We start from the raw sequence: 23,841 nt of genomic DNA, 5'->3' as shown, positions 1-23,841 counted from the left end.
CCCCCCCCCCCCCCCCCCCCCCGCGGGCGGTGCCCGGGCCCCCCCCCCCCCCCCCGCCCCCCCCCCCCCATGCCCACGGCGGTGAAAGGGGCATGGGGGTGCCGGACGTGGGCCAGGGTGGCCCCGTGGCCGGCAGCGGGGTCGAGGACGGCGCAGCGCGCCGCGCGCGCTTCGAGTCGCTCGCCGGTGAGGTGCTCGAGCCCGTCCGCCGCTACCTCGCGCGGCGCGCCGGCGCAGCGGTGGCCGACGACGCCCTGTCCGACGTCCTGCTGGTGCTGTGGCGGCGCCTCGACGACGTCCCGACCGGTGACGGCGGCGCAGGGGCGCTGCCGTGGGCGTACGGCGTGGCCCGCGGCTGCCTGGCCAACGCCGAGCGGGCCGCCCGGCGCCAGCGGCGGCTGGCCGCCCGGGTGGCCGCCGTCGACCCGCCACCGCTCGCGGTGCCGGTCGAGGGCGAGGACGACGACGGGCGCCCCGACCCCGCCCCGGTGCGTGCCGCGCTCGCGGCGCTGCGACCGGCCTCGGCGGAGGTGCTGCGCCTGTGGGCGTGGGAGGAGCTGGCGCCCGCCCAGATCGCCGAGGTGCTCGGCGTGAGCCCCAACGCGGCGAGCATCCGGTTGCACCGGGCCCGCAAAGAGCTGGCCGAGCAGCTGCGAAAGGACGGCGGCGCTGCCGGACAGGTGGGAGCAGGAGGCGAGGCCCGGTGACCGACGACGAGCTGCGCGCAGCGCTGCGCGGCGCCGACCCCGCGGCAGACCTCCCGCCCGCCGACCCGGCCCGGGTCGCCCACCTGCTGGAGGACGCCGTGAGCAGCACCCGCCCCACCCCCGACCTCGCACCTGCCGCCCCGGCCGCGCAGGCCGCACGGCCCGGCGCGCGCCGCCGCCGTCCGTGGGTCCTGGTCCTAGGCGCCGCGGCCGCCGCCGCGGTGGTCGCCGCGGTGGTCGTCCCCCAGGTGCGCTCCCAGGAGGCTCCCGGTCCAGCGACGGCGCTCACGGTGACGGACGTCGACCCGCTGACAGCCTCGTGCCTGCCGGTGGCCGACATCCTCGGCGACGCCCGCACCCAGACCGCCTTCGGCGCCCGGGTCGTCGCCGTGGACGGCGAGCGGGTGAGCCTGGACGTCGAGCGCGTCTACCGCGGTGAGCCAGGTGACCGGGTGGTCATCGACGCCCCGCCCGCGGACGCGCAGGCCGCTGCGACGATCGGCGGGTTCCCGTTCGAGGTGGGCTCGGACTACCTCATCACGGCCACCGACGGCGTGGTGGCGGTCTGCGGAGCGTCCGGGCCGGCGACGCCGGAGCTGCAGGCGGAGTACGAGCGCGCCTTCGGCTGACCGGCGCCGTCCGTCCCGCTGAGCGGGCAGAAGACTGTGTGGAGCCCCTCCGGGGGCGCTCCTGAGCACTTCTGCCCGCCCGGCGGGACGGTCCGAGGCGCTCGGGCGTGACGCCGGACGTGCAGGTGTGCCTGCAGAGCCGCTCCGACAGCTCCCTGGCGGGGTTCCGCACGTCCGTCGCCACGGGCGGGGCTCGGTGGGACGCGCTGCAGCGGCGCAGGGCCGTGCGAGGGTGGGCCGGTGCCCGTGGAGATGAGCGAGGAGGAGTTCGAGGACGCCGTCGCCGACGGCCTCGACGCCCTGCCCGAGGAGCTCACGCGGATGATGAGCAACGTCGTGGTGCTCGTCGAGGACGAGCCGCCCGACGGGGAGGACGACCTCCTCGGCCTCTACGAGGGCATCCCCCTGACCGAGCGCGGCTCGGGCTGGGACGCCGGGGCGCTGCCCGACCGCATCCTCGTCTTCCGCGGCCCGACGCTGCGCGCGTGCGAGACCCGCGAGGAGGTGGTCGAGGAGGTCGCCGTGACCGTGGTGCACGAGGTCGGCCACCACTTCGGCATCAGCGACGAGCGCCTCCACGAGCTCGGCTGGGCCTGACTGGCACGGGGCCACCCCGTGCCGGTGGAGGAGGGGGGTCAGCGGCGCTTCGCGCGCCGCGCGGCCTGCCCGGGGTTGCGCAGCAGGTCGAGCACCGCCCGCTCGACAGCGCCGTGCGTGCCCGGCTCGCCGAAGGCCGCGCCCTCCCCGAGGTCGGTGAGCGCCGGCTCGATGGTGGTCCCGTCCTCGAAGAGGTCCACCACCCGCGGGTCGACGTAGGAGGCGCGCGCCACCGCCGGGGTGTTGCCGAGGTACTCCGACACCTCGCGCATCGCCCGCGCCACCGCCCGCTTGCGCGCCGTCGGCGACTCCGCGGCGTGCGTGGAGACGGCCAGCGCGACAGCCGCGAGCACCGTGGCGTGCCAGGTGCGGAAGTCCTTGGCGGAGACGTCCTCCCCGCCGAAAGCGGCCTTGACGTACTCGTTGATGTCGGTGCTGGTGACGTCGTGCCAGCCGGCGGAGTCCTTCCACGCCAGCAGGTCGTCCTCGCCGCCGCGGCGCCGCTTCATCACCCCGACGGCGTCGTGCACCTCGGCGTCGACCAGCCGCAGCGTGCGCCGCTTGCCGTGCTTGGCGGTGTAGTCGAAGACCACCGCGCCGGCCTCGAGGCGCACGTGCTGCTTCTCGATGGTGGCCAGCCCGTACGACTGCCCGCTCTCCACGTACCCCTCACCGCCGATGCGGAAGAAGCCGAGGTCGAGCAGCCGGAACGCGCAGCCCAGGGCGCGCTCGCGCGGCATCCCGGGGCGCGCCAGGTCCGCGGCGGCGCGCTCGCGGGCGGCCGGCAGCCGCTCGGCCACCTGCAGCACCCGCTCGAACTTGGCCCGGTCGCGCTGCAGCCGCCACTGCGGGTGGTAGAGGTACTGGCGCCGTCCCGCCTCGTCGGTGCCGACGGCCTGGATGTGCCCGTCGGGCTGCGGGCAGATCCACACCTCCTTCCACGCCGGCGGGATGACGAGCGCCTTGCAGCGCTCGCCGTCGGCCGCCGCCAGCCGCTCGCCGGAGGCGTCCAGGTAGGTGAAGCCCTTGCCGGAGCGCCGGCGGGTCCACCCCGGGGAGTGCGGGGAGACGGTGAGCAGCTCCAGCTCCTCCGCCTCCGCGACGGTGGCAGCGCTCACGCTGCGATCACCCCTTCAGGGGGTCGTGACCCCAGTTCATGAGCGAGTAGCGCCAGCGGCTGTGCTCCGCGTCGTCGTCGGGACCGCCCTGCGACAGGTGCCGCTTCACGTAGCCGACCACCTTGTGCATGTGGGCGACGTCGTCGTCGGTGAGGTCGTCCTTCCTGGTGCGCAGCAGCTCCACGATGCGCCGGCCGGAGGCGTGCCCGGTGGACTCCCCGGAGCCCCCGGACTTCTGCCCGACCTCGCCGGACTCCTCGGTGCCGAGCCAGTCCTCCAGCTCCTTCGCGGTCATGTTGACCGCGTGCTTCCAGTCGTCCCAGACCTCGTCGAGGCCCTCAGCGCGCTGCGTCACCCGCCGATGGTCCGTCGCCGCCCGCCAGCGCGCGACCGGGAGCGCCCCCGCCGCGCCCGGGGGCCGCCCGGTGCGACCCGCCCGGCGCAGCGCACGCCCGCGGCGGCGCTCGTGGGGGCCGGTGGGCGGCATGCTGGGCCCGTGCTGGTCACCAACCACGTCCTCGCCGGCGCCGTGCTGGGCTCCGGGCCGCTCGCGCGGCGGCCCGTGCTGGCCTTCGCCGCGGGCGTGGCCTCCCACCTCGCCCTCGACACCGTGCCGCACTGGGGTGACCAGCGGCGCCGGGTCTTCCTGGTCACCGCGGTGTGCGACGGCCTGGCGGGGCTGGCCGCGATCGCGCTGGTCGCCCGCGCCACCTCCCGCCGGCGGCCCGCGGTGCTGCTCTCGGTGCTGGCGGGCATGGCCGGCGGGGCCTTCCCCGACCTCGACAAGCCGAGCACGCTGTTCTTCGGCGGCTCGCCGTTCCCCGCCCGCTGGGACGCCTTCCACGCGCGCATCCAGCGCGAGAGCCCGCGGCGGATGCCCCAGGAGGCGCTGGTGGCGGGGCTGCTGGGCCTCGTCGTCGACCGGCTGCTCGGCCGCCGCGGCTGAGCGCGGGGCCTCAGCGCCGGACGGTGACGTCCGAGGACGTCTGCTCCGCCACGGCGGCGGCGCGCTCGGGGCTGCCCGGCTGGGTGGACTCCAGCAGGCGCTGCAGGTGGGCCAGGGAGCGGGAGACCTGCGAGCGCAGGGAGGGACCGCCGACCAGCGGGAGGTGGGCGGTGGCGTGCTCGGCGGCGCTGCGGCCGGAGCGCTCCTGGGCGGCGACCCGCAGGGTGACCTCGGTGTGGTTCGCCCCCGGGAGGCTGTGCACCTCCGCCTCGAAGTGACCGGTGCCCTCGACGTCCCACTCGAGGCGGTCCATGACGGCGCCGTCCAGGCCGCCCGTCAGGCCGGGCAGGCCACCGTGGTCGTGCAGGTGCTGCGCGACCTCGCCCGCGGGGCGGGCGATGGCGACGGTCTGCACGACCGTCCACTCCGGACCCGGCTCCCCGACCCGCCCGATGGGCGTGGTCGGGCGCTCGGCGGAGGTGCGGCCGCCGGAGGACCCGCGGGCGCGCAGCAGCAGCCACGCGGAGACGCCGGCCAGGCCGGCGAACAGCACGAGGGGGAGCGAGGAGCGCCGGTCGTTGTCCACGCGCCCGATGATGGACGCAGCGCGGGCCGTCGGCCACCGCGGCGGCGGGCCGCTCGCCCGGACGGCGGGCGAGATCCACGTGCCGCAGCAGCGCCCCGGTGGCAGGTTCGGGTGATGACCGAGGACCAGCAGGCAGCCCCCGACCCCGACGCGGACCCGGCCAACCTGCCGTCGCCGCCGGACACCTCCGGCACCCCGCCCCGGGACGTCTCGGACACCGCCTCCGTGCAGGAGGACCCCGAGGACCGCGACGACCCCGACGCCGACCCCGACAACCTGGGCTCCTCCCGCCGGCACGTCTGAGCCCGGAACCCCTGACCCCAGAACTGCTGACCCCGGCAGGTCCGGGCCCGGCGCCTCCCGGCCGGGTCCGGACCCGGGTGCGCACCCGGGCGGGCCGGCGCCCGTGCAGGATGGCCGCGTGGCCGAGCTCGACTACGCCCTGCTGGCCGACTACGCGCGTGTCGACGCCGACGGCACCCTGACCGCCGTCGGCGCCCACCGCACCGTCATCGCGGTCCCCCAGCTGCCCGCCCAGCAGGTGCTCGCCGCGGCCGGCAGGCTGTGGATGGGCCGGCGGGAGCCCGCCGCGTGGCTGGAGGTGTCGGCGCGCACGCCCGAGGGCGACGTCGGCACCATCTCCGCCTGGGAGGTCCGCCCGGGGCTGGAGCAGGGCGAGGCCCCGGGGCGCGTGTCGGCGTGCTTCGCGGTGGCGGTGGTCGCCCCGCTGAGCGCCACCGGGCCCCACGCCCTGGTGCTCTCGGTCAACGACGAGGTGGTCGCCGAGCTGCCCTTCGGCGTGGTCGTCGAGGTCTGAGCCGCCCGCGCCCACAACCCCGCTGCGGCCAAAACCCCTCCGGCGCGGGGGTGCGCGGTCTAGCGTCGTCGACGTGGGACGACCCGCCCTGGCGACAGGGGCCGCAGGCCAGGTGAGCACGCACGTCGAGACCCTCGACCCCCTCACCGGGCGGTGGGTGCGCGCCGCGAGCGCGCACGGCATGGGCCGCAGCCGCTGGGTGGCGCGGTGCCGCCTGAGGGGCGCCGACGGGGAGGCGCGCCAGGTGCGCGCCACCGGCGCGACCCGCAGCGACGCCGAGGCCGCGCTCGCGGAGAACCTGGCGCGCCGCGCCCGCGCGGAGGCGGAGGCCGCCGCCGCCGCGGACGACCGCGTGACCACGGTCGCCGACACCGCCGCCACCTGGCTGGCGGTGCTGGAGGCCACCGGGGCCAGGCCCGGCACCCGCGACCTGTACCGCCGCTCGGTCGTGGCCCACCTGGTGCCCCGCCTCGGCATGCTCAAGGTGCGGCACCTCTCGGCGCCGGTGGCCGAGCGCTGGCTGGCCGAGGTGGCCGACCGCTCCGGCCCCGCCGCGGCCCGCACCGCGCGCAACTGCCTGCGCGGGGTGGTCGACGTCGCGCTGGCCAAGGGCGTCCTGGAGACCGACCCCCTGCGGGGCGTCGAACTGCCCGTCACGGCCGCGCCCGCGGCTGCGCCGGTGCTCACCGTGGCCGAGGCCGCGCACCTCCTCGTGGTGGCCGCCGCCGACGCCGACGCGGTGCGCCACGGCCTGGCCGACCTCGTGGCGGTGCTCCTGGGCACCGGGGCCAGGCTCGGGGAGGCGCTGGCGCTGCGCTGGGCCGACGTCGACGTCACCGAGGGGGCGGCGTCCGTGCGGGTGGCGGCCCGGCTGGAGCGCGCCTCCGGCCGCTCCACGGAGGCGCGGGCCACCTCCGAGGAGCGGCTCGTGCCGGTCACCGACTCCCTGGCGGCCCTCCTGCGCGCGCGCCGGCGGCGCCCCAGCGCCGACGTGGGCGACCTGGCGCTGGTCTTCCCCACCTCGCGCGGCACGGCCGCTGACCCGGCCGCCACCACCCGGCGGCTGCGCGCCCTGTTCGACGCCGCCGGCCTGCCCGGGGTGACCTCGCACGCGCTGCGCGCCACCCGCGCCCAGCGCCTCCTCGACGCCGGCACCGACCCCGCCGAGGTGGCCCGCCTGCTCGGCACCTCGCGCCTGCGCACCGGCGGGGTGCACACCACCGGAGCGGTGCCGGCCGTGGCGCCCGCCGTGCTCATCCCCCGGCAGCGCCACGCGGAGGCGTCCGCGGAGGCGCCGGTGGGGGCCCCGAGCCGGTAGCGGGCCGCCTCGCGCGACCGCCGGTCGCGCGATCGTCACCAGCGCGACGGCCGGGCGTCACCGGGCGCTGGCCCGGGGGAGGCCCGCGGGGGCCACCGTGGGCCCGTGAGGGTCGCGATCGTCACCGACTCGTTCCTGCCGGCGGTCAACGGCGTGGTCCGCTCCGTGCTGCGGGTGCTCGAGCACCTCGAGCGCGAGGGGCACTCCGCGCTGGTCGTGTGCGCCAGCCCGGGCGCCCCGAGCACCGTGCACGGCGCCATGGTGGTGGAGGTCCCCTCCCTGGGCCTGCCCGGCTACACCGAGGTGCGGGTGCCGCTGCCCTCGGCCACGCGCCTGCGGGCCGTGCTCGCCGCCTTCGCCCCCGACGTGGTCCACCTCGCCTCGCCCTTCGGCCTGGGCGGCACCGCGGCGCGGGCGGCCAACGGGCTCGGCCTGCCCGTGGTCGCGGTGTTCCAGACCGACGTCGCCGGCTTCGCGAGCCGCTACCCGCTGACCGCCCGCGTGGGCAGCGCCCAGGAGGCCGCGTGGTGGCGGGTGGAGGCCATCCACCGCCGCGCCGAGCTGACCCTGGCGCCGACCGCCTCCGTCGCCGCCCAGCTGCGCTCCCGCGGCATCCCCCGCACCCGGGTGTGGGCCCGGGGGGTGGACGACGCCTTCGACCCCGCCCGCCGCGACCCCTCGCTGCGCGCGGCGCTCGCCCCGCACGGCGAGGTGCTCGTCGGCTACGTCGGGCGCCTGGCACCCGAGAAGCGCCTGGAGGACCTCGCCGTCCTCACCGGGGTCCCGGGGACCCGCCTGGTGCTCGTCGGGGACGGACCCTCGCGGGCGCGCCTGCAGGCCCTGCTGCCCGACGCCGCCTTCCTCGGTCCGCTCTCCGGAGACCGCCTGGCCGCCGCCGTCGCCAGCCTCGACGTCTTCGTGCACACCGGGGAGCACGAGACCTTCTGCCAGGCCGCGCAGGAGGCCCTGGCCAGCGGGGTGCCGGTGGTGGCCCCCGCCGCCGGTGGGCTGAAGGACCTCGTGGACCCCAGCCGCACCGGGTGGCTGTACGCCCCGGGCGACCTGGCCGGGCTGCGCGCCCACGTCACCGACCTCGCCGGTGACGCCGCCAAGCGGCGCGCGCTGGGCGAGGCCGCGCGCGAGCGCACCCGGGGGCGGACCTGGGGCGTGCTGTGCGAGCAGCTGCTCGCCCACTACCGCGACGCGCTGGCCGTCACCGTCTGAGCCGGCCGCCGCACCGGGCCGGGGACGGGCCTCAGAGGTCGAGCACGTGGTGGGCGCCCATGACCACCAGCATCTGGCGGGCCGTGCCGTGCAGGCCCTCCAGGCGCAGGCGGTGCGGGCGCACCTGCCGCGACAGCCCGATGAGGAAGCCCAGCCCCGCGGAGTCGACGAAGTCCACCGCGTGCAGGTCCACCACGCGCACACCGGCCAGCTGCTCGGGGGCCATGCGGTGACCGGCCACGGCGTAGACGTCGATGTCCCCGCTCAGCACCAGCCGGCTCGGGTCGTCCGGGTCGAGCGCCATGCCCGCCGGCCGGGGAGTCTGCTCAGCGGGCACGCCGCCATGCTGGCCCACCGGTCACCGCGCCGCACGGCCACCCCCGTCCTGGCGCGTTCCGCCCCCCGCGGGGCGGCCGCTGTGCCACCGTGGCCGGATGGGCGCGTCGGGAGTGCTCCGCGCGGCCGGCGCGGTGACCTGCGCGGTCGTCCTCGGGGCGCTGGGCGCGGCGGCCCCGCCGCCCGCCGCCGCGGCGGCGGCCGCCCCCGAGCGGTGGTGGGGCCCGGACCGCTACGCCACCGCGGCCGCCGTCTCCCGCGAGGCCTTCCCCGGTGGCGCTGACGACGTCGTCGTCGTCAGCGGCGCCAGCTTCCCCGACGCCCTGGCGGCCGCGCCCCTGGCCGCCCACCTCGGCGGGCCCGTGCTGACCGTGCCCGCGGGAGCGCTGCCGCCGGCCGTGCTCACCGAGCTGGCGCGGCTGCGGCCGGCCCGGCTGCACGTGGTGGGCGGCACCACCGCCGTCAGCGCCGACGTGGTCCGCCAGCTCCAGCCGCTGGCCAGCGGCGGCGTGCAGCGCACCCAGGGCGGTGACCGCTACGAGACGGCCGCCGCCGTGGCCACCGGTGCGCTCGGGGAGGCCTCCGAGGTGGTCCTCGCCTCCGGGGAGGGCTTCCCCGACGCCCTCGCCGGGGGCTCGGCCGCGGCGGCGCTGGGGGCGCCGCTGCTGCTCACGAGGCGCGACGCGCTGCCGGCGCCCACCCGGACGGCGCTGGCCGGCCTGGCGCCGACCCGCGTGACGGTGGTGGGCGGCCCCGCGGTGGTCTCCCCGGCCGCCGTCGAGCAGCTGCGCCAGCTCCTGCCCGGTGCCGCCGTGGTCAGGCTCGCCGGTGACGACAGGTACGGCACGGCCGCCGCGGTGGCGCGCGACACCTGGGAGTCCGCGCCGGCGCCGCTGCTGGCCAGCGGGGAGGTCTTCCCCGACGCCCTGGCCGGGGCCGCCCTGGGCGAACCCCTGCTGCTCACCCGGCGCGAGTGCCTGCCCCCGGCGACCGCGGGGGCCTGGGCCGACCTCGGCGTCAGCGCCGTGACGGGCCTGGGGGGCACCGCGGTGCTCAGCGACGCCGCGCTCGGCGCCACCCCCTGCCCCTGACCGAGCTCTGCCCCTGACCGAGCCCCCAGCCGGTCCTCGACCGGCCGCCGCCGCTGCCGTCTACCCGCGCCCGGCCCCCAGCCCGCGCGTGAAGCGCCCCAGCCGCTCCAGGCCCTCGGCCAGCTCGGCCGGGGAGGCCGCGTAGGACAGCCGCACGTGGGTCTCGGCCGTGGTGGCGCCGAAGTCGCGCCCCGGCGTCAGCGCGACGTGCTGCTCGGCCAGCAGGCGCTCGCAGAACTCCCAGGCCCCCAGGCCTGTGCCCGAGACGTCCGCGTAGGCGTAGAAGGCGCCGTCGGGGGGCACGGGGACCTCCAGGCCCGCCGCCGCCAGGCCCTCGAGGGCCAGCGCTCGCCGCGCCAGCAGGTCCAGGCGGCGCTGCTCGACCAGCGCCAGCGAGGACGGGGTGAAGGCCGCCAGCGCCGCGTGCTGCGCCGGGGTGGACGCGCAGATGAAGAAGTTGGAGGCCATGCGCTCCACGGCGTCGACGGCGCCCTCGGGCACCACGCACCAGCCCAGGCGCCACCCGGTCATCCCGGTGTGCTTGGAGAAGCTGCCGATGACCACGGCGCCGTCGTCCACGGCGAGCGCGCTGCGCGGGGGCTCCCCGCCGACGGGGTCGGCCAGGTCGAGGTAGATCTCGTCGACCAGGCGCCAGGCACCGCGCTCGCGCGCCAGCGCGCACACCGCCGCCAGCTCCGCGGCGGGCACCGTGGTCCCCGTGGGGTTGGAGGGGGTGGCCACGAGCACCGCGCGGGTGCGCGGGCTCCACGCCGCGGCGGCCCCCGCCGCCGAGAGCTGGTAGCGGGTGGCCGGGGAGGTGGGCACCTCCACCGCACGCGCGCCCAGGGCCCGCACGACCTGCCGGTTGCAGGGGTAGGAGGGGTCGGCCATGACCACCTCGTCCCCGGGGTCGAGCGCCAGGGCGAGCACCAGCAGCAGCGCCGCCGACGCCCCCGAGGTGATGACCACGCGGCCGGGGTCGAGGTGGACCCCGTGGCGCTCGCGGTAGCGCAGGGCGACCGCCTCGCGCAGCTGCGGCAGCCCCAGGGCGGGGGTGTAGGGCAGCGGCCGCCCGTCGGTGACCTCGCGCAGGGCCGCGAGCACCGCCGGAGGGGCGCCCTCGTCGGGCTCGCCGAGGCTGAGGGCGACCACGCGGTGGCCCTGCGCCCTCAGCTCGGCGGCGCGCGCGGCGAAGGCCATCGCGTGGAAGGGCTCGACGGCCAGGGAGCGCCGGGAGGGGGAGGGCGCGGAGGGTGCTGCCACCCGCCGAAGGCTGCCACGCGGGCAGCGGAGCTCCGCGGCGGCAGGAGGCCGGGGCTACAGCCGGGGGCCGGGGCGACCGATCACCACTTCACCCGGTGCGCGCCGCGCCCGGGGTGAGCGGAGGTGGACGACGGTGTGGGGACGACGTGGGGCCGCAGGGGAGCTGGCGCCGCAGCCGCGGGACGTGGAGACCCTCGAGGCGGTGCTGGCCGCCCTCGACGCCCCGGTGGCCGACGAGTTCGAGGTGCAGCGCCGCATCTCCGCGGTGCTCGCCGAGCGGCTCGGCTGCACCTACGCGGCCGTGTGGCTGCCGGAGGCCGACGGCGAGCTCGTCCTGCGGGCCGCCTCCGGTCCCCTCGCCTCCGCCGTCGACGTGGCCGGTGCGCTGGGGGACCGGGCCGGCGGCTTCGCGGCCCTGCGCCAGCGGGCCGTGCAGTCGGCGACCCGGCCGGTGCGCCTGCCGCTGGAGGCGGGCACCGCCCGCGGTGGCGAGCGGTGCGAGCGCTTCGTCCGCGCCGGCTCCCCCCACGGCGCCCTGCTGCCGATCGTCGAGGACGGGCGGACCACCGCGGTGCACGAGCTGCGCTCCGCGGACCCGCTGCCCTTCTTCGACGGGCGCGAGGAGAAGTGGGCCGCCATCTCCCGCATCGCCTCGCAGGTGGTCATCAGCGTGCGGGCCCGCGCGGCCACCGCCGAGGTCCTCCAGGACCGCGAGGCGGTGACCACCGTCGTGACCGCCGTCAACACGGCCACGACCCGCGAGCAGGTGCTCAGCTCGGCGCTGGACTCCGTGCGCTCGGCTTTCGGGTGGGCCTACGGCTCCTACTGGGCCATGGCCGAGGACGAGCCCGTGCTGCGCTTCGTCCAGGAGTCCGGGTCGGCCGGCGAGGAGTTCCGCAGGGTCACGCTGGCGGCCTCCTTCGCCGAGGGCGTGGGCCTGTCGGGCCGGGCCTGGCGGGCGCGCGACCTGGTGGCGGTGGAGGACCTCGGGGAGCTCAAGGACTGCGTGCGGGCGCCCGCCGCCCAGCGCGCCGGGGTCCGCTCCGGCGTCTGCTTCCCCGTCATCACCGCAGGCAGCGTCGTCGGCACCATGGACTTCTTCACCACCACGACGACGACGCTGTCCGCCTCCCGCGAGGCGGCGCTGCGCCAGGTCGCCGACATCGTCTCGCTGCGCCTGGAGTCCCTCCAGCGCTCCGAGGACGACGCCGCCGCCGCCAGCGCCCTGTTCGACACCGTCTCGCGCCTGCGGTCGGCCTCCGAGGACGCCGCCCGGGTGGGGCAGGCGGGCGCGGCGCAGGCCCAGGCCGTGGAGGCCGAGGTCGCCGCGCTGAGCGCCGCGTCCGCGGCCATCGGCGACATCATCAAGGTGATCTCCTCCATCGCCGCCCAGACCAACCTCCTGGCGCTCAACGCCACCATCGAGGCCGCCCGCGCCGGGGAGGCCGGCCGCGGCTTCGCCGTGGTGGCGGGCGAGGTCAAGGAGCTGGCGCGCGCCACCGCCGAGGCCACCGAGCAGGTGGCCCAGCGGATCGCCGACATCCAGCGCTCCTCGGAGTCCGTCGCGGAGGGCATCACCACCGCCGCGGCCACCATCGGCCAGCTCGACGCCGTCCAGGCGCGCACCTCCGACGTGCTGGCCGAGCAGGCCTCCATGGCCGGCGCCTTCCAGGCTGGTCAGCGCCGCTGAGACCCGGGGCACCCGCACCCGGCTCCCCCCACCGCCCGCCCCTGGCTCTCTCCCACCGCCCGCCACGCCGCCCGTCCCGCCGTCGCGGGGCGGGCGGTCCGCGTGCGCCGCGCACCCCGGTTTGACGCCCGCCGGACGGCGTCCGTACCGTCTGGACCAGGTCACGAGCGACAGCGCGAAGCCCTGGCTGGCTGTCCGGCAACCCTCCTCCGCGGCGGGGTGCTCCAGGTGACGACCCGGCCGTGCGACCAGCACGGCAAGAGCGGACCCGCCCGAGGAGACGTCGTGAGGACACCACCGCCTGCGCCGCGCGCACGGCGCTGTCCCCGCTGACCCCCTCCCCGGCCCCCCGCCGCGCCCGCGCACGGCACCACGTCCCACGCACCCCAGGGAGAGCCATGTCCAGCCCCGCCCCCAGCAGCAGCGGCCCCGCCCTGCCCGACAAGCCGAAGCGGAAGGCGCCGGTCGCGGCGATCGCTGCGGCCGCCGTCGTCCTGCTCCTCCTCGTGGGCGGGGGTGTCTGGCTCGCGAACCGCGGCGGCGACGACGCGCCCGCCGCGGCTGCTGGTGGCGGCGCCAGCTCGACGGGGGAGTACCGCAGCAGCGTGAAGATCGGCGTCTCCGACAGCGCCCTGCCGTACTGGGAGACCTACACGGAGCTGGCGGAGAGCGAGCTGGGGGTCGACGTCGAGCTGGTGAACTTCTCCGACTACAGCCTGCCGAACCCGGCGCTGAGCCAGAGCCAGGTCGACCTCAACCAGTTCCAGCACATCCAGTACCTGGCCAACTACAACGTCACCTCCGGTGACGACATCGAGCCCGTCGGTGCGACCGCCGTGTACCCCCTGCCGCTGTACTCGACCACGGTGAGCGACGTCGCGGCGCTGCCGCAGGGCGCCGTCGTCGCCGTCCCGGACGACGCCATCAACGAGGCACGCGCCCTGCTGCTCCTGCAGTCGGCCGGCCTGGTGCAGCTGGACGGCGGCGGGACCGCCTTCTCCTCGGTCGACGACATCACGAGCGCGAAGGTCGAGGTCACGCCGATCTCCGCCGACCAGACCGCCCGCGCCCTCCAGAGCGGCTCCGCGGCAGCCGCCGTCGTCAACAACAACTACGCGACCGCCGCCGGCCTGACCGCCGACCAGGTGATCGTCGCCGACGACCCGGCCGCACCGGCCGCCGCGCCCTACGTCAACATCTTCGCCGCGCGCGCCGCCGACGTGCAGGACCCCACCTACCTCGCGCTGGCGGAGCTGTGGCACGACCCGCGCGTGCAGGAGGTCTTCGCGCAGGACTACTCCAGCGCCGTCGTGGTCGACAAGAGCGCTGAGGAGCTGCAGGCCGACCTCGCGAAGGTCGAGCAGGACGCCACCGCCGCTGCCTGACGTGACGACCCCTCCCACCACCACCGCGCCGGGTGGCGCCCTCGTCGAGATCGAGGGCGTCACCAAGCGCTTCCAGCGCGGCGGCAGCTCCGTCACCGCCGTCGACGACGTCACCCTCTCCGTGCGCCGCGGTGAGGTGCTCGCGGTCATCGGCTACTCCGGTGCCGGCAAGTCGACCCTCGTGCGCCTGGTCAACGCCCTGGAGCTGCCGACCTCCGGCAGCGTCAGGGTGGCCGGCCAGGACGTCACCCGGCTGGGCGAGAAGGAGCTGCGCGCCGCCCGCGCCGGCATCGGCATGATCTTCCAGCAGTTCAACCTGCTGAGCTCGCGCACGGTGGCCGAGAACGTGGCCTACCCGCTGCGCGTGGCGGGGACCCCGAGGGCGGAGCGGGACCGGCGCACGGCCGAGCTGCTCGACTTCGTGGGCCTGCTCGAGCGCGCTCACGCCCACCCCGAGCAGCTCTCCGGCGGGCAGAAGCAGCGCGTGGGCATCGCCCGAGCGCTGGCGACCAGCCCGCCGCTGCTGCTGGCCGACGAGGCCACCAGCGCCCTCGACCCGGAGACCACCGAGGAGGTGCTGGGGCTGCTGCGGCGCGTCAACACCGAGCTGGGCGTCACCGTCATGCTCATCACCCACGAGATGGAGGCGGTGCGCCGCGTCGCCGACCGGGTCGCGGTGATGGAGTCCGGGCGCGTGGTGGAGGTGGGGGACGTCTACGACGTCTTCACCGACCCGCAGACCGCGGCGGCCCGGCGCTTCGTGCGCTCGGCCACCCACGACCGCCCCTCCGCCGAGGTGCTTGCGCGGCTGCGCGCGCACCACCCCGGGCGCCTGGTCACGGTGCGCGTGGACGACCGGCCCCGGCTGCAGCAGGTCATCGACGGCGCCTTCCGCGACGCCGGCCTCACCGCCGAGCTGGTCTTCGGCGGGGTGGGGGAGATCAAGGAGCGCCGCGCCGGGTCGCTCACCTACGAGCTGACCGGTGAGGACGCCGCGGCCGAGCGGGCGCTGGCCGCGCTGCGGGCGCAGGACGTCGCCGTGGAGGAGGAGCGCTGATGGGGTTCTTCGAGGGGGTCACCTCCCGCCCCGACGTCTTCGTCGAGGCCATCGGGCAGACGCTGTTCATCGTGCTCGTCTCGATGGCGGTCTCCGGCGTCGTCGGCCTCGGGCTCGGCGTGGCCCTGTACGCCACCCGGCCCGGCAACCTCTTCGCCAACCGGCTCGTCTTCGCGGTGCTCGGCCTGCTCATCAACGTCATCCGGCCGATCCCGTTCGTCATCTTCCTGCTGGCCATCGGGCCGCTGCAGATCCTCGTCCTCGGCACCTTCCTGGGGACCGGGGCGGTGACCTTCGCCATCGCGATCGCCGCGGGCTTCGCGGTGGCGCGCATCGTGGAGCAGTCCCTGGTCGGGGTCGACCCCGGCGTGGTGGAGGCGGCGCGCGCGATGGGCGCCTCCCGCTCGGCGATCCTCTTCGGCGTCGTCGTCCGCGAGGGGCTGGGCCCGCTGGTGCTCGGCTACACCTTCATCTTCGTGGGCATCGTCGACATGTCGGCCCAGGCCGGCCTGGTGGGCGGCGGGGGCCTGGGCAACTACGCCATCACCTACGGGTCGCAGCAGTACGACTGGGGCGTCGTCTACGCCGCCCTCGTCGTCATCGTCGCGATCGTCATCGCCGGCCAGGCCTTGGGCAACCGCCTGGCGCGGGCGGTCATGCGCCGCTGAGAGCAGCCGCGGTGGCCGGCGCGCCCCGACCAGCCCCCTCGGGAGCTGGCCGGGGCGCCGGCACCGGTCGGTCGGCTCAGCCCTCCGCGAGCTCCTCCAGCGGCGGGCAGGAGCACACGAGGTTGCGGTCCCCGAAGCTGCCGTCGATGCGGCCGACCGGCGGCCAGTACTTGTCGGGGTCGGGGCCGGCGGGGAAGGCCGCCAGCTGGGCGCTGTAGGGCAGCTCCCCCGACATGGCCCGCTCAGCGGTGTGCGGCGCTCCCCGCAGCGGTGAGGCCTCCAGGGCGCGCACGCCGTCGGCGACCTCCTGGGCCTCGGCGCGGATCGCCAGCATCGCGTCGACGAACCTGTCGACCTCGGTGAGGTCCTCGCTCTCGGTCGGCTCCACCATGAGGGTGCCGGCCACCGGGAAGCTCGTGGTGGGGGCGTGGAAGCCGTAGTCGATGAGCCGCTTGGCCACGTCGTCCACGGTCACCCCCGTGGCCTTCGTGAGCGGGCGCAGGTCGAGGATGCACTCGTGGGCCACGAGCCCGCCCTCGCCGGTGTAGAGCACCGGGTAGGCCTCGCGCAGGCGCGCCGCCACGTAGTTGGCCGACAGCACCGCGGTGGCGGTCGCTCGCGCCAGGCCGGCCCCGCCCATGAGGCGCAGGTAGGCGTAGGAGATGGGCAGGATGCCCGCCGAGCCGTGCGGCGCCGCGGCGACCGGCCCGGTGGAGCCCTCCCGCGAGCGGCGGGCCGGGTCCGGGTGCGCCGCGTGGGTGGGCAGGAAGGGCGCCAGGTGCTGGCGCACCGCCACCGGGCCCACGCCCGGACCGCCCCCGCCGTGGGGGATGCAGAAGGTCTTGTGCAGGTTCAGGTGCGAGACGTCGCCGCCGAACTCCCCGGGCTTGGCGTACCCGAGCAGCGCGTTGAAGTTGGCGCCGTCGACGTACACCTGGCCGCCGGCGGCGTGCACGAGGTCGCAGACCTCGGTGATGCCGGCCTCGTAGACCCCGTGGGTGGAGGGGTACGTCACCATGATCGCGGCGAGGTCGTCGGCGTGCTGGTCGCACTTGGCGCGCAGGTCGTCGAGGTCCACCGAGCCGTCGGCGGCGGACCCGACCACCACCACCCGCATGCCCGCCATCACCGCGGAGGCGGCGTTGGTGCCGTGCGCCGAGCTGGGGATGAGGCAGACGTCGCGCCGCTCCTCGCCGCGCGAGCGGTGGTAGGCGCGGATGGCCACCAGGCCGGCCAGCTCGCCCTGGGACCCGGCGTTGGGCTGCACCGAGACGCTGTCGTACCCGGTCACCTCGGCCAGCCAGGCCTCCAGCCGCTCGACCAGCACGCGGTAGCCCTCGGCGTCCTCCGCGGGGGCGAAGGGGTGCAGGTCGGCGAAGCCGGGCAGGCTGATCGGCTCCATCTCGGCGGTGGCGTTGAGCTTCATCGTGCAGGAGCCCAGCGGGATCATGCCGCGGTCCAGCGCGTAGTCGCGGCGCGCGAGGCGGTTGACGTAGCGCAGCAGCGAGGTCTCCGAGCGGTGCTGGTGGAAGACCGGGTGCTGCAGGTACGGCGTGGTCCGCAGCAGGTCGCGGGGGAGGACGTCGGGGGTGCGGACGTCGAGGTCGGCCAGGGCGCGCTCCGAGGTCGCCTGCTCCTCCAGGCCGAAGGCGCCCAGCACGCGGCCGACCACCTCCAGGTCGGTGCGCTCGGAGCAGGAGACCCCCACGTGGTCGGCGTCGGCCAGGCGCAGGTGCACCCCCGCCTCGCGGGCGGCTGCGACCACGGCGGCGGCGCGGCCCGGCACGCGGACCAGGACGGTGTCGAAGAACTGCTCGTGCACCACCTCCGCGCCGCCCTCGCGCAGCGCCGCGGCCAGCACCGCGGCGGTGCGGTGCGTGCGCCGGGCGATGGCGCGCAGGCCCTCGGGGCCGTGGAAGACGGCGTACATGGAGGCCACCACGGCCAGCAGCACCTGCGCGGTGCAGATGTTGCTGGTGGCGCGGTCCCGGCGGATGTGCTGCTCGCGGGTCTGCAGCGCCAGGCGGTAGGCCCGCTTCCCGGAGGAGTCCACCGAGACGCCCACGAGGCGCCCGGGCAGGTTGCGCTCCAGGCCCTTGGCCACGGCCATGTAGGCGGCGTGCGGGCCGCCGTAGAACAGCGGCACCCCGAAGCGCTGGGTGCTGCCCACCACCACGTCGGCGCCGAGGGCGCCGGGCGCCTCGAGCACGGTGAGGGCCAGGACGTCGGCGGCGACGACCAGGCGCCCGCCGCGGGCGTGGACGGCGTCGGCCAGCCCGCGCAGGGCCGGGACGCGCCCGGAGGCCCCCGGGTACTGCACCAGCACGCCGCTGACCCGCTCGGGCAGCCCGTCCAGCGCGGTGTCCGCGGCGCCGGACAGGTCGGCGACGAGCACGTCGACGCCCATGGCGGCGGCCCGGGTGCGCACGACCTCCACGGTCTGCGGCAGCGCGTCGGCGTCGACGACGAAAGGACCGGTGGCGCCCTTGTCGGCGCGCCGCACCAGCGTCATCGCCTCGGCGGCCGCGGTGCCCTCGTCCAGCAGGGACGCCCCCGCGGTGGGCAGGCCCGTCAGGTCCGCGACGAGGGTCTGGAAGTTCAGCAGCGCCTCCAGGCGCCCCTGGGAGATCTCGGGCTGGTAGGGGGTGTAGGCGGTGTACCAGGAGGGGTCCTCCAGCACGCCGCGGCGGATGACCGGCGGCGTGGTGGTGCCGTGGTAGCCCAGCCCGATCATCGGCTCCAGCGGCCGGTTGGCGGCGGCGAGCTCACCGAGCTCGGCGGCGACCTGCCGCTCGGTGCGGGCCTCGAAGAGGTCCAACGGGCCTGCGGTGCGGATGCCGGCGGGGACGGCGGCGTCGACGAGCTCCTCGAGGGAGGCGTGGCCGAGCACGGCGAGCATGGCGGCCACCTGGTCGGCGTCCGGGCCGATGTGGCGCGGGGCGAAGGCGTCCTCGCCGAGCTCGGCGAGGGTGGAGTGGTCGGACACTGGGGCTCCCTGGCACGACGCAGCGGTGCCTCCCCCTCAGTCGCCCTCGGTGGGCTCCTGAGTCGCCTCGCCTGCGCGGTCCTGGTGCCTGAGAGGTTCCGGGGAGGGTTGCCCCTTCGGCGCCCTGCTCGACGGTGGCCGTCAGGGCTCTCCCGCGCGGGATGAACGGCGTTCCCACGGTAACCCGCCGCGGGCCGGACCGGAAGCCGCGGCCCGCCGGCTGCGCCCGTCGGGCGCGCCCCAACGGGCCGCATTGGCACGACACCAGACCATTGACGGCGCCGGGGGCGGTCGGCAGACTCCGGCCATGACCACGGGCGAGGGCGCCGCCGCCCTGCGCGCCGACGCCGGCCCGGACGCCGGGGCGGACCTGGCCGCGGAGGTCCTGCGCCCGGTGCGGGGCCTGCACGCCTTCGAGGCGTGCGTCGAGCAGCTGGGCACCGCCGTCCGCCTCGGCCTCTACCCGCGCGGCTCGCTGCTGCCCGCCGAGCGCGAGCTGGCCGAGCGGATGGGCGTCTCGCGCGCCACCCTGCGCGAGGCCATCGCGGCCCTGCGCGCCGCCGGCGTCGTGCAGACCCGCCGGGGCCGGGGCGGCGGCACGGTGGTGGTCCAGCGGCCCACCCTGCCCCAGCGCACCAGCGCCGCCCAGCGCGCCGCCCGCCGCAGCGCCTGGCTCGACGTCCTCGACTTCCGCCGCATCGTCGAGCCCGGCGCGGCGGCGCTGGCGGCCTCGAGGGACCTGACCGAGACCCAGCGCCAGCGGCTGCGCACCGCGCACGCCGCGGTGGTCTCGGCCGCGCAGCCGGCCACCCACCGCCAGGCCGACTCCCGCTTCCACCTCACCGTGGCCAGCCTCACCGGCTCCCCGCACACCATCGAGGCGGTCACCGCGGTGCAGGCCGGCCTGCACGAGATGCTCAGCGCCATCCCCGTGCTGCCCACCAACATCGACCACTCCGACGCCCAGCACGCCCGCATCGCCGCCGCGGTGCTGGAGGGCGACGGCCCCCGCGCCCGCCGGGCGATGGAGGAGCACTGCGACGACACGGCCGCGCTCCTGCGCGGACTGCTCGACTGACCCGGCCGCCACCACGCCCCTGCACCGCTGACGGAGGAGACCCGCGTGCGCAACGACAGGCACCTGAGCCGCGACGACCTGGTCGCCAGGATCGACTCCGGCGAGCTCGACACCGTCGTCGTCGCCTTCACCGACATGCAGGGCCGCCTGCAGGGCAAGCGGTTCCACGGCGCGTACTTCCGCGACCACGTGCTCGACCACGGCACCGAGGGCTGCAACTACCTGCTCGGCGTCGACGTCGAGATGAACACCGTGGCCGGGTACGCCATCACCTCCTGGGAGCGCGGCTACGGCGACATGGAGCTCGTGCTGGACCTGGAGACCGCCCGCCTGCTGCCGCACCTGCCCGGCACGGCGATGGTGCAGTGCGACCTCGCCTGGACCGACGGCTCCCCGGTCGTGCAGAGCCCGCGGCAGGTGCTCGCCCGCCAGGTCGAGCGCGCCGCGGCCCTGGGCTACCGGGCGGTGGCCGGCACCGAGCTGGAGTTCATCGTCTTCGAGGACACCTACGAGGCCGCCCACCGCGCCGGCTACCAGCACCTCACGCCCGCCAACCAGTACAACGTCGACTACTCCGTCATCGGCACCTCGCGCGTGGAGCCCCTCCTGCGCGACATCCGCAACACCACCTACGCCGCCGGGCTCGACGTGGAGTGCGCCAAGGGCGAGTGCAACCTCGGCCAGCACGAGATCGGCTTCCTCTTCAACGACGTCGTGGTCACCGCCGACAACCACGCCGTCTACAAGACGGTGGCCAAGGAGGTCGCGGCGCAGCACGGCAAGTCGCTGACCTTCATGGCCAAGTTCGACGAGCGCGAGGGCAGCTCCTGCCACGTGCACCTGAGCCTGCGCGGCCTGGACGACCAGGTCGTCTTCTGGGACGACGCCGACGGCGGGCGGCGTACGCCGCTGTACGACTCCTTCGTCGCGGGTGTGCTGGCCACGATGGAGGAGCTCACGCTGCTGTACGCCCCCAACATCAACTCCTACAAGCGCTTCGCCGACGGCTCCTTCGCGCCCACCGCGATCGCCTGGGGCGAGGACAACCGCACCTGCGCGGTGCGCCTGGTCGGCCGCGGCGCCGGCGCCCGGATGGAGAACCGCGTGCCCGGCGGTGACGTCAACCCGTACCTGGCGCTGGCGGCGATGCTGGCCGGCGGTCTGCACGGCGTGGAGCAGCAGCTGGAGCTCGAGCCCGCCACCGAGGGCAACGCCTACGCCTCGGGGAAGCCGAAGGTGCCCACCACCCTGCGCCGCGCGCGCGACGCCTTCGCCGCCTCCGCCGTGGCCCGCGCGGCCTTCGGCGACGAGGTGGTCGACCACTACACCAACGCCGCCGACGTCGAGCTGGCCGCCTTCGAGTCGGCCGTGACCGACTGGGAGCGCCGCCGCAGCTTCGAGCGGATGTGAGGGGCGCCCCGTGAGCAGCACGACCAGCACCTTCACCGTCCTGGACCCGGCCACCGCCGAGCCCGTCACCGACGTCCACCTGGCGACCCCGGAGGAGGCCGACGCCGCCATCGCGCGCGCGGCCGCCGCCTTCCCCGCCTGGCGCGAGGTCGCCCCCGCCGACCGCGCCCGCCTGCTGCGGCGCTTCGCGCGGGTGGTCGACGACCACGTGGACGAGCTCGCGGCGCTGGAGGTCCGCAACTCCGGCCACACCCTGGGCAACGCCCGGTGGGAGGCCGGCAACGTCCGCGACTGCCTGGACTACTACGCCGCGGCCCCCGAGCGGCTCTTCGGCCGGCAGGTGCCCGTCCCCGGCGGCGTCGACATCACCTTCCGCGAGCCGGTCGGCGTGGTCGGCGTCATCGTCCCGTGGAACTTCCCCATGCCCATCGCCGCGTGGGGCTTCGCGCCCGCGCTGGCCGCGGGGTGCACCGTGGTCCTCAAGCCGGCCGAGCTCACACCCCTGACCGCCGTGCGGCTGGGGGAGCTGGCCCTGGAGGCCGGCCTCCCCGAGGGCGTCCTCACGGTGCTGCCGGGGAAGGGCTCGGTGGTCGGCGAGCGCTTCGTCACCCACCCCGCGGTGCGCAAGGTGGTCTTCACCGGATCCACCGCCGTGGGCAAGCGCGTCATGGCGGGCTGCGCGGAGCAGGTCAAGCGCGTGACGCTGGAGCTGGGCGGCAAGAGCGCCAACATCGTCTTCGCCGACGCCGACCTCGAGCGCGCCGCCGCCTCTGCGCCGGGCGCCGTCTTCGACAACGCCGGGCAGGACTGCTGCGCCCGCTCGCGCATCCTCGTCGAGCGCTCGGTCCACGACAGGTTCCTGGAGCTCCTGCAGCCCGCGGTGGAGGGGCTGCGGGTGGCGCACCCGGGCCAGGACCCCGACGCGGAGATGGGCCCGCTCATCTCCGCCGCCCAGCGCGACCGCGTGCAGGGCTACGTCTCCGGGGCCGACGTCGCCTTCACCGGCTCCGCGCCCGACCTGCCCGGCTTCTGGGTGCCGCCCACGGTCGCCCTGGTCGACGACGCGCGCGACAGGCTCTGGCGCGAGGAGGTCTTCGGCCCCGTCGTCGCCGTGATGCCCTTCGACGACGAGGCCGACGCCGTCGCGAAGGCCAACGACACCGAGTACGGGCTGTCGGGCTCGATCTTCACCCGCGACGTGGGCCGTGCGCTGCGCGTGGCCCGCGGGGTGGAGGCCGGCAACCTCTCGGTCAACTCCCACTCCTCGGTCCGGTACTGGACGCCGTTCGGCGGCTACAAGCAGTCCGGCCTCGGGCGCGAGCTCGGGCCCGACGCGCCCGACGCGTTCACCGAGGAGAAGAACGTCTTCATCAGCAGCGAATGACCAGGACCAGAGGCGAGGAGAGCAGCGGCGTGGCAGGCAGGCTCCAGGACAGGGTGGCCGTCATCACCGGGGGGTGCTCGGGCATCGGGCTGGCGACGGCGCGGCGCTTCGTCGCCGAGGGCGCCAAGGTGGTCGTCGGCGACATCGACGAGGCCTCCGGGGCCCGCGTGGTCGCCGAGCTCGGCGGTGAGGGCGTCGCGGCGTTCACCCGCGTCGACGTGACGAGCAAGGAGGAGGTCGACGCCCTCTTCGCCGGGGCGAAGGAGCGCTTCGGCTCCGTGGACGTCGCCTTCAACAACGCCGGCATCAGCCCGCCCGAGGACGACTCGATCCTCACCACCGACCTGGACGCCTGGCGGCGGGTTCAGGAGGTCAACCTCACCAGCGTCTACCTGTGCTGCAAGGCGGTGCTGCCGCACATGCTCGAGCAGGGCCGCGGCTCGATCATCAACACCGCCTCCTTCGTGGCGGTGATGGGCGCGGCCACCAGCCAGATCTCCTACTCCGCCTCCAAGGGCGGGGTGCTGAGCATGACCCGCGAGCTCGGCGTGCAGTTCGCCCGCCAGGGGATCCGCGTCAACGCGCTGTGCCCCGGCCCGGTGAACACCCCGCTGCTGCGGGAGCTGTTCGCCAAGGACGCCGAGCGGGCCGCCCGGCGCCTCGTGCACGTGCCCATGGGCCGGTTCGCCGAGCCGGAGGAGCTGGCCAGCGCCGTCCTCTTCCTGGCCTCCGACGACGCCAGCTTCGTGACCGCCTCGACCTTCCTCGTGGACGGCGGCATCTCCGCCGCCTACGTCACGCCCCTGTGAGCGCCCCCGAGCCGCCGGCCCGGCCGCCGGCCAGGCCGCTGGTGGGCATCAGCACCTACCGGGAGGAGGCGGCCTGGGGCGTGTGGCGCCAGCGCGCCGACCTGCTGCCGGCCACCTACGCCGACGCCGTCCGCCTGGCCGGCGGCGCGCCCGTGCTGCTCCCGCCGGCCGAGCCGGCGCTCGCGGCCGACGTGGTGGCCCGCCTGGACGCCCTCGTCGTCGCCGGCGGCGCCGACGTCGACCCCGCGGCCTACGGCGAGCCCGCGCACCCGCGCACCGGCGCCCCCCGGGCCGACCGCGACGCGTGGGAGCTAGCGCTGCTCGACGCCGCCGCCGCGCGGCTGCTGCCGGTGCTCGGCGTGTGCCGCGGCATGCAGGTCATGGCCGTGCACGCGGGCGGGGCGCTGGAGCAGCACCTGCCCGACGTCGTCGACCACGACCTGCACGACCCCGGCGGTGACGGCTTCGGGGAGGTCAGCGTGCGCACCGCCCCCGGCAGCCGCCTGGCCGCCCTGGTCGGCGAGCACGCCGAGGTCCGCTGCCACCACCACCAGGCGGTGCGCTCGGCGCCCGGGTACGCGCCGGTGGCGTGGGCGGCGGATGGCACGCTCGAGGCCATCGAGCGCACCGGCGCCGGACCGTTCCACCTCGGGGTGCAGTGGCACCCGGAGGTGGTGGCCGACACCGGCCTGTTCCGCGGCCTGGTGGCCGCGGCCCGGGCCTGACACCGCGCAGCACGACC

24 protein-coding genes and 2 riboswitches are annotated in these 23,841 nt (G+C 76.6%); of the genes, 18 read left to right on the top strand and 6 right to left on the bottom strand.

All coding sequences use genetic code 11. From position 1 onward, the window contains the following. The first annotated feature begins 125 nt into the window (after positions 1-125). The 3 genes from ACUN9U_RS15320 to ACUN9U_RS15310 all read left to right on the top strand — a co-directional run bounded on the left by ACUN9U_RS15320 (position 126) and on the right by ACUN9U_RS15310 (position 1,933). Entirely contained in the window at positions 126-707 is a 582-nt protein-coding gene (locus ACUN9U_RS15320) for an RNA polymerase sigma factor (protein WP_445485871.1), read from the top strand. Then, positions 704-1,336: a hypothetical protein gene (locus ACUN9U_RS15315; protein ID WP_445485870.1), complete on the top strand. Its 633-nt coding sequence runs from the start codon at positions 704-706 to the stop codon at positions 1,334-1,336. The genes ACUN9U_RS15320 and ACUN9U_RS15315 overlap by 4 nt, the downstream gene beginning before the upstream one ends. Before the next feature lie 252 nt (positions 1,337-1,588). Then, positions 1,589-1,933: a metallopeptidase family protein gene (locus tag ACUN9U_RS15310; protein ID WP_445485876.1), complete on the top strand. Its 345-nt coding sequence runs from the start codon at positions 1,589-1,591 to the stop codon at positions 1,931-1,933. Positions 1,934-1,971: 38 nt separating this feature from the next. Here ACUN9U_RS15310 and ACUN9U_RS15305 read toward each other — a convergent pair whose 3' ends face one another. Next, a complete protein-coding gene (locus tag ACUN9U_RS15305; RefSeq protein WP_445485869.1) occupies positions 1,972-3,051 on the bottom strand; it encodes a DNA topoisomerase IB in 1,080 nt (359 codons plus the stop codon). A 7-nt stretch (positions 3,052-3,058) separates the two neighbouring features. Beyond that, positions 3,059-3,406, bottom strand: coding sequence for a DUF3140 domain-containing protein (locus ACUN9U_RS15300; protein WP_445485868.1), 348 nt, complete (start codon positions 3,404-3,406; stop codon positions 3,059-3,061). A gap of 141 nt (positions 3,407-3,547) precedes the next feature. On the opposite strand from ACUN9U_RS15300, the gene ACUN9U_RS15295 reads away from it, so the two are divergent. Beyond that, on the top strand, positions 3,548-3,997 hold the full coding sequence (locus ACUN9U_RS15295; RefSeq protein WP_445485867.1) for a hypothetical protein: 450 nt from the start codon (positions 3,548-3,550) through the stop codon (positions 3,995-3,997). Between the two features lie 10 nt (positions 3,998-4,007). Here ACUN9U_RS15295 and ACUN9U_RS15290 read toward each other — a convergent pair whose 3' ends face one another. Then, the gene (locus ACUN9U_RS15290; RefSeq protein ID WP_445485866.1) at positions 4,008-4,583 is read right to left on the bottom strand and encodes a hypothetical protein; all 576 of its coding nucleotides are present in this window, start codon (positions 4,581-4,583) and stop codon (positions 4,008-4,010) included. 114 nt (positions 4,584-4,697) lie between these two features. Here ACUN9U_RS15290 and ACUN9U_RS15285 point away from each other — a divergent pair, with 114 nt between their 5' ends. The 4 genes from ACUN9U_RS15285 to ACUN9U_RS15270 all read left to right on the top strand — a co-directional run bounded on the left by ACUN9U_RS15285 (position 4,698) and on the right by ACUN9U_RS15270 (position 7,942). Next, positions 4,698-4,886: a hypothetical protein gene (locus ACUN9U_RS15285; protein WP_445485865.1), complete on the top strand. Its 189-nt coding sequence runs from the start codon at positions 4,698-4,700 to the stop codon at positions 4,884-4,886. Positions 4,887-5,004: 118 nt separating this feature from the next. After that, positions 5,005-5,400 (top strand): DUF6941 family protein, encoded by a 396-nt coding sequence (locus ACUN9U_RS15280; protein WP_445485864.1) that lies wholly within the window; start codon positions 5,005-5,007, stop codon positions 5,398-5,400. A gap of 73 nt (positions 5,401-5,473) precedes the next feature. Continuing rightward, positions 5,474-6,718, top strand: a complete 1,245-nt coding sequence (locus ACUN9U_RS15275) for a site-specific integrase (protein ID WP_445485862.1) — start codon at positions 5,474-5,476, stop codon at positions 6,716-6,718. A gap of 105 nt (positions 6,719-6,823) precedes the next feature. Continuing rightward, complete coding sequence (locus tag ACUN9U_RS15270) at positions 6,824-7,942, top strand: glycosyltransferase family 4 protein (RefSeq protein WP_445485861.1); 1,119 nt, start codon at positions 6,824-6,826, stop codon at positions 7,940-7,942. A 31-nt stretch (positions 7,943-7,973) separates the two neighbouring features. Here the strand turns inward: ACUN9U_RS15270 and ACUN9U_RS15265 are convergent, their stop codons facing one another. Beyond that, a complete protein-coding gene (locus tag ACUN9U_RS15265; protein ID WP_445485860.1) occupies positions 7,974-8,279 on the bottom strand; it encodes an STAS domain-containing protein in 306 nt (101 codons plus the stop codon). A 97-nt stretch (positions 8,280-8,376) separates the two neighbouring features. Between ACUN9U_RS15265 and ACUN9U_RS15260 the strand changes: the two genes are divergently transcribed. Then, positions 8,377-9,369 (top strand): cell wall-binding repeat-containing protein, encoded by a 993-nt coding sequence (locus tag ACUN9U_RS15260; protein ID WP_445485859.1) that lies wholly within the window; start codon positions 8,377-8,379, stop codon positions 9,367-9,369. A gap of 60 nt (positions 9,370-9,429) precedes the next feature. On the opposite strand, the gene ACUN9U_RS15255 is transcribed toward ACUN9U_RS15260, so the two are convergent. Beyond that, entirely contained in the window at positions 9,430-10,569 is a 1,140-nt protein-coding gene (locus ACUN9U_RS15255; RefSeq protein ID WP_445485875.1) for an aminotransferase class I/II-fold pyridoxal phosphate-dependent enzyme, read from the bottom strand. A 247-nt stretch (positions 10,570-10,816) separates the two neighbouring features. Between ACUN9U_RS15255 and ACUN9U_RS15250 the strand changes: the two genes are divergently transcribed. The 4 genes from ACUN9U_RS15250 (at position 10,817) to ACUN9U_RS15235 (ending at position 15,432) form a co-directional block, all read left to right on the top strand. Continuing rightward, the gene (locus tag ACUN9U_RS15250) at positions 10,817-12,322 is read left to right on the top strand and encodes a methyl-accepting chemotaxis protein (protein ID WP_445485858.1); all 1,506 of its coding nucleotides are present in this window, start codon (positions 10,817-10,819) and stop codon (positions 12,320-12,322) included. Positions 12,323-12,481: 159 nt separating this feature from the next. Then, positions 12,482-12,591, top strand: a riboswitch (SAM riboswitch). 129 nt (positions 12,592-12,720) lie between these two features. After that, positions 12,721-13,707, top strand: a complete 987-nt coding sequence (locus tag ACUN9U_RS15245) for a MetQ/NlpA family ABC transporter substrate-binding protein (protein ID WP_445485857.1) — start codon at positions 12,721-12,723, stop codon at positions 13,705-13,707. A gap of 1 nt (position 13,708) precedes the next feature. After that, positions 13,709-14,764 (top strand): methionine ABC transporter ATP-binding protein, encoded by a 1,056-nt coding sequence (locus ACUN9U_RS15240; RefSeq protein ID WP_445485856.1) that lies wholly within the window; start codon positions 13,709-13,711, stop codon positions 14,762-14,764. Beyond that, positions 14,764-15,432 (top strand): methionine ABC transporter permease, encoded by a 669-nt coding sequence (locus tag ACUN9U_RS15235; RefSeq protein WP_445485855.1) that lies wholly within the window; start codon positions 14,764-14,766, stop codon positions 15,430-15,432. The genes ACUN9U_RS15240 and ACUN9U_RS15235 overlap by 1 nt, the downstream gene beginning before the upstream one ends. Before the next feature lie 76 nt (positions 15,433-15,508). Here the strand turns inward: ACUN9U_RS15235 and gcvP are convergent, their stop codons facing one another. Continuing rightward, complete coding sequence (gene gcvP, locus ACUN9U_RS15230; RefSeq protein ID WP_445485854.1) at positions 15,509-18,418, bottom strand: aminomethyl-transferring glycine dehydrogenase; 2,910 nt, start codon at positions 18,416-18,418, stop codon at positions 15,509-15,511. Positions 18,419-18,484: 66 nt separating this feature from the next. After that, positions 18,485-18,583: riboswitch (glycine riboswitch) on the bottom strand. A gap of 142 nt (positions 18,584-18,725) precedes the next feature. Between gcvP and ACUN9U_RS15225 the strand changes: the two genes are divergently transcribed. Genes ACUN9U_RS15225 through ACUN9U_RS15205 form a run of 5 tightly spaced genes read left to right on the top strand, consistent with a single transcriptional unit; the run spans position 18,726 to position 23,824 of the window. After that, positions 18,726-19,496 carry a FadR/GntR family transcriptional regulator gene (locus ACUN9U_RS15225; protein ID WP_445485853.1) on the top strand — a complete coding sequence of 257 codons (771 nt, stop codon included), beginning with the start codon at positions 18,726-18,728 and terminating at the stop codon, positions 19,494-19,496. Positions 19,497-19,541: 45 nt separating this feature from the next. Further along, complete coding sequence (locus ACUN9U_RS15220) at positions 19,542-20,906, top strand: glutamine synthetase family protein (RefSeq protein WP_445485852.1); 1,365 nt, start codon at positions 19,542-19,544, stop codon at positions 20,904-20,906. A gap of 10 nt (positions 20,907-20,916) precedes the next feature. Next, complete coding sequence (locus ACUN9U_RS15215; RefSeq protein ID WP_445485851.1) at positions 20,917-22,290, top strand: aldehyde dehydrogenase family protein; 1,374 nt, start codon at positions 20,917-20,919, stop codon at positions 22,288-22,290. A 29-nt stretch (positions 22,291-22,319) separates the two neighbouring features. Then, positions 22,320-23,099, top strand: coding sequence for a 3-oxoacyl-ACP reductase (locus ACUN9U_RS15210; protein ID WP_445485850.1), 780 nt, complete (start codon positions 22,320-22,322; stop codon positions 23,097-23,099). After that, positions 23,096-23,824 (top strand): gamma-glutamyl-gamma-aminobutyrate hydrolase family protein, encoded by a 729-nt coding sequence (locus ACUN9U_RS15205; RefSeq protein ID WP_445485849.1) that lies wholly within the window; start codon positions 23,096-23,098, stop codon positions 23,822-23,824. The genes ACUN9U_RS15210 and ACUN9U_RS15205 overlap by 4 nt, the downstream gene beginning before the upstream one ends. Positions 23,825-23,841 lie beyond the last annotated feature (17 nt).

Source organism: Quadrisphaera sp. KR29, assembly GCF_052644995.1.
The sequence above is the reverse complement of the archived record's forward strand: the minus strand, read 5'-3'. Positions and strand labels throughout refer to the sequence as shown.

Bases quoted from the DNA above. Each gene is read 5' to 3' on its own strand.
- ACUN9U_RS15310 (WP_445485876.1), top strand. From the start codon at position 1,589: ATGAGCGAGGAGGAGTTCGAGGACGCCGTCGCCGACGGCCTCGACGCC.
- ACUN9U_RS15285 (WP_445485865.1), top strand. From the start codon at position 4,698: ATGACCGAGGACCAGCAGGCAGCCCCCGACCCCGACGCGGACCCGGCC.
- ACUN9U_RS15260 (WP_445485859.1), top strand. From the start codon at position 8,377: ATGGGCGCGTCGGGAGTGCTCCGCGCGGCCGGCGCGGTGACCTGCGCG.
- ACUN9U_RS15255 (WP_445485875.1), bottom strand. From the start codon at position 10,569: ATGGCCTTCGCCGCGCGCGCCGCCGAGCTGAGGGCGCAGGGCCACCGC.
- ACUN9U_RS15245 (WP_445485857.1), top strand. From the start codon at position 12,721: ATGTCCAGCCCCGCCCCCAGCAGCAGCGGCCCCGCCCTGCCCGACAAG.
- ACUN9U_RS15235 (WP_445485855.1), top strand. From the start codon at position 14,764: ATGGGGTTCTTCGAGGGGGTCACCTCCCGCCCCGACGTCTTCGTCGAG.
- ACUN9U_RS15225 (WP_445485853.1), top strand. From the start codon at position 18,726: ATGACCACGGGCGAGGGCGCCGCCGCCCTGCGCGCCGACGCCGGCCCG.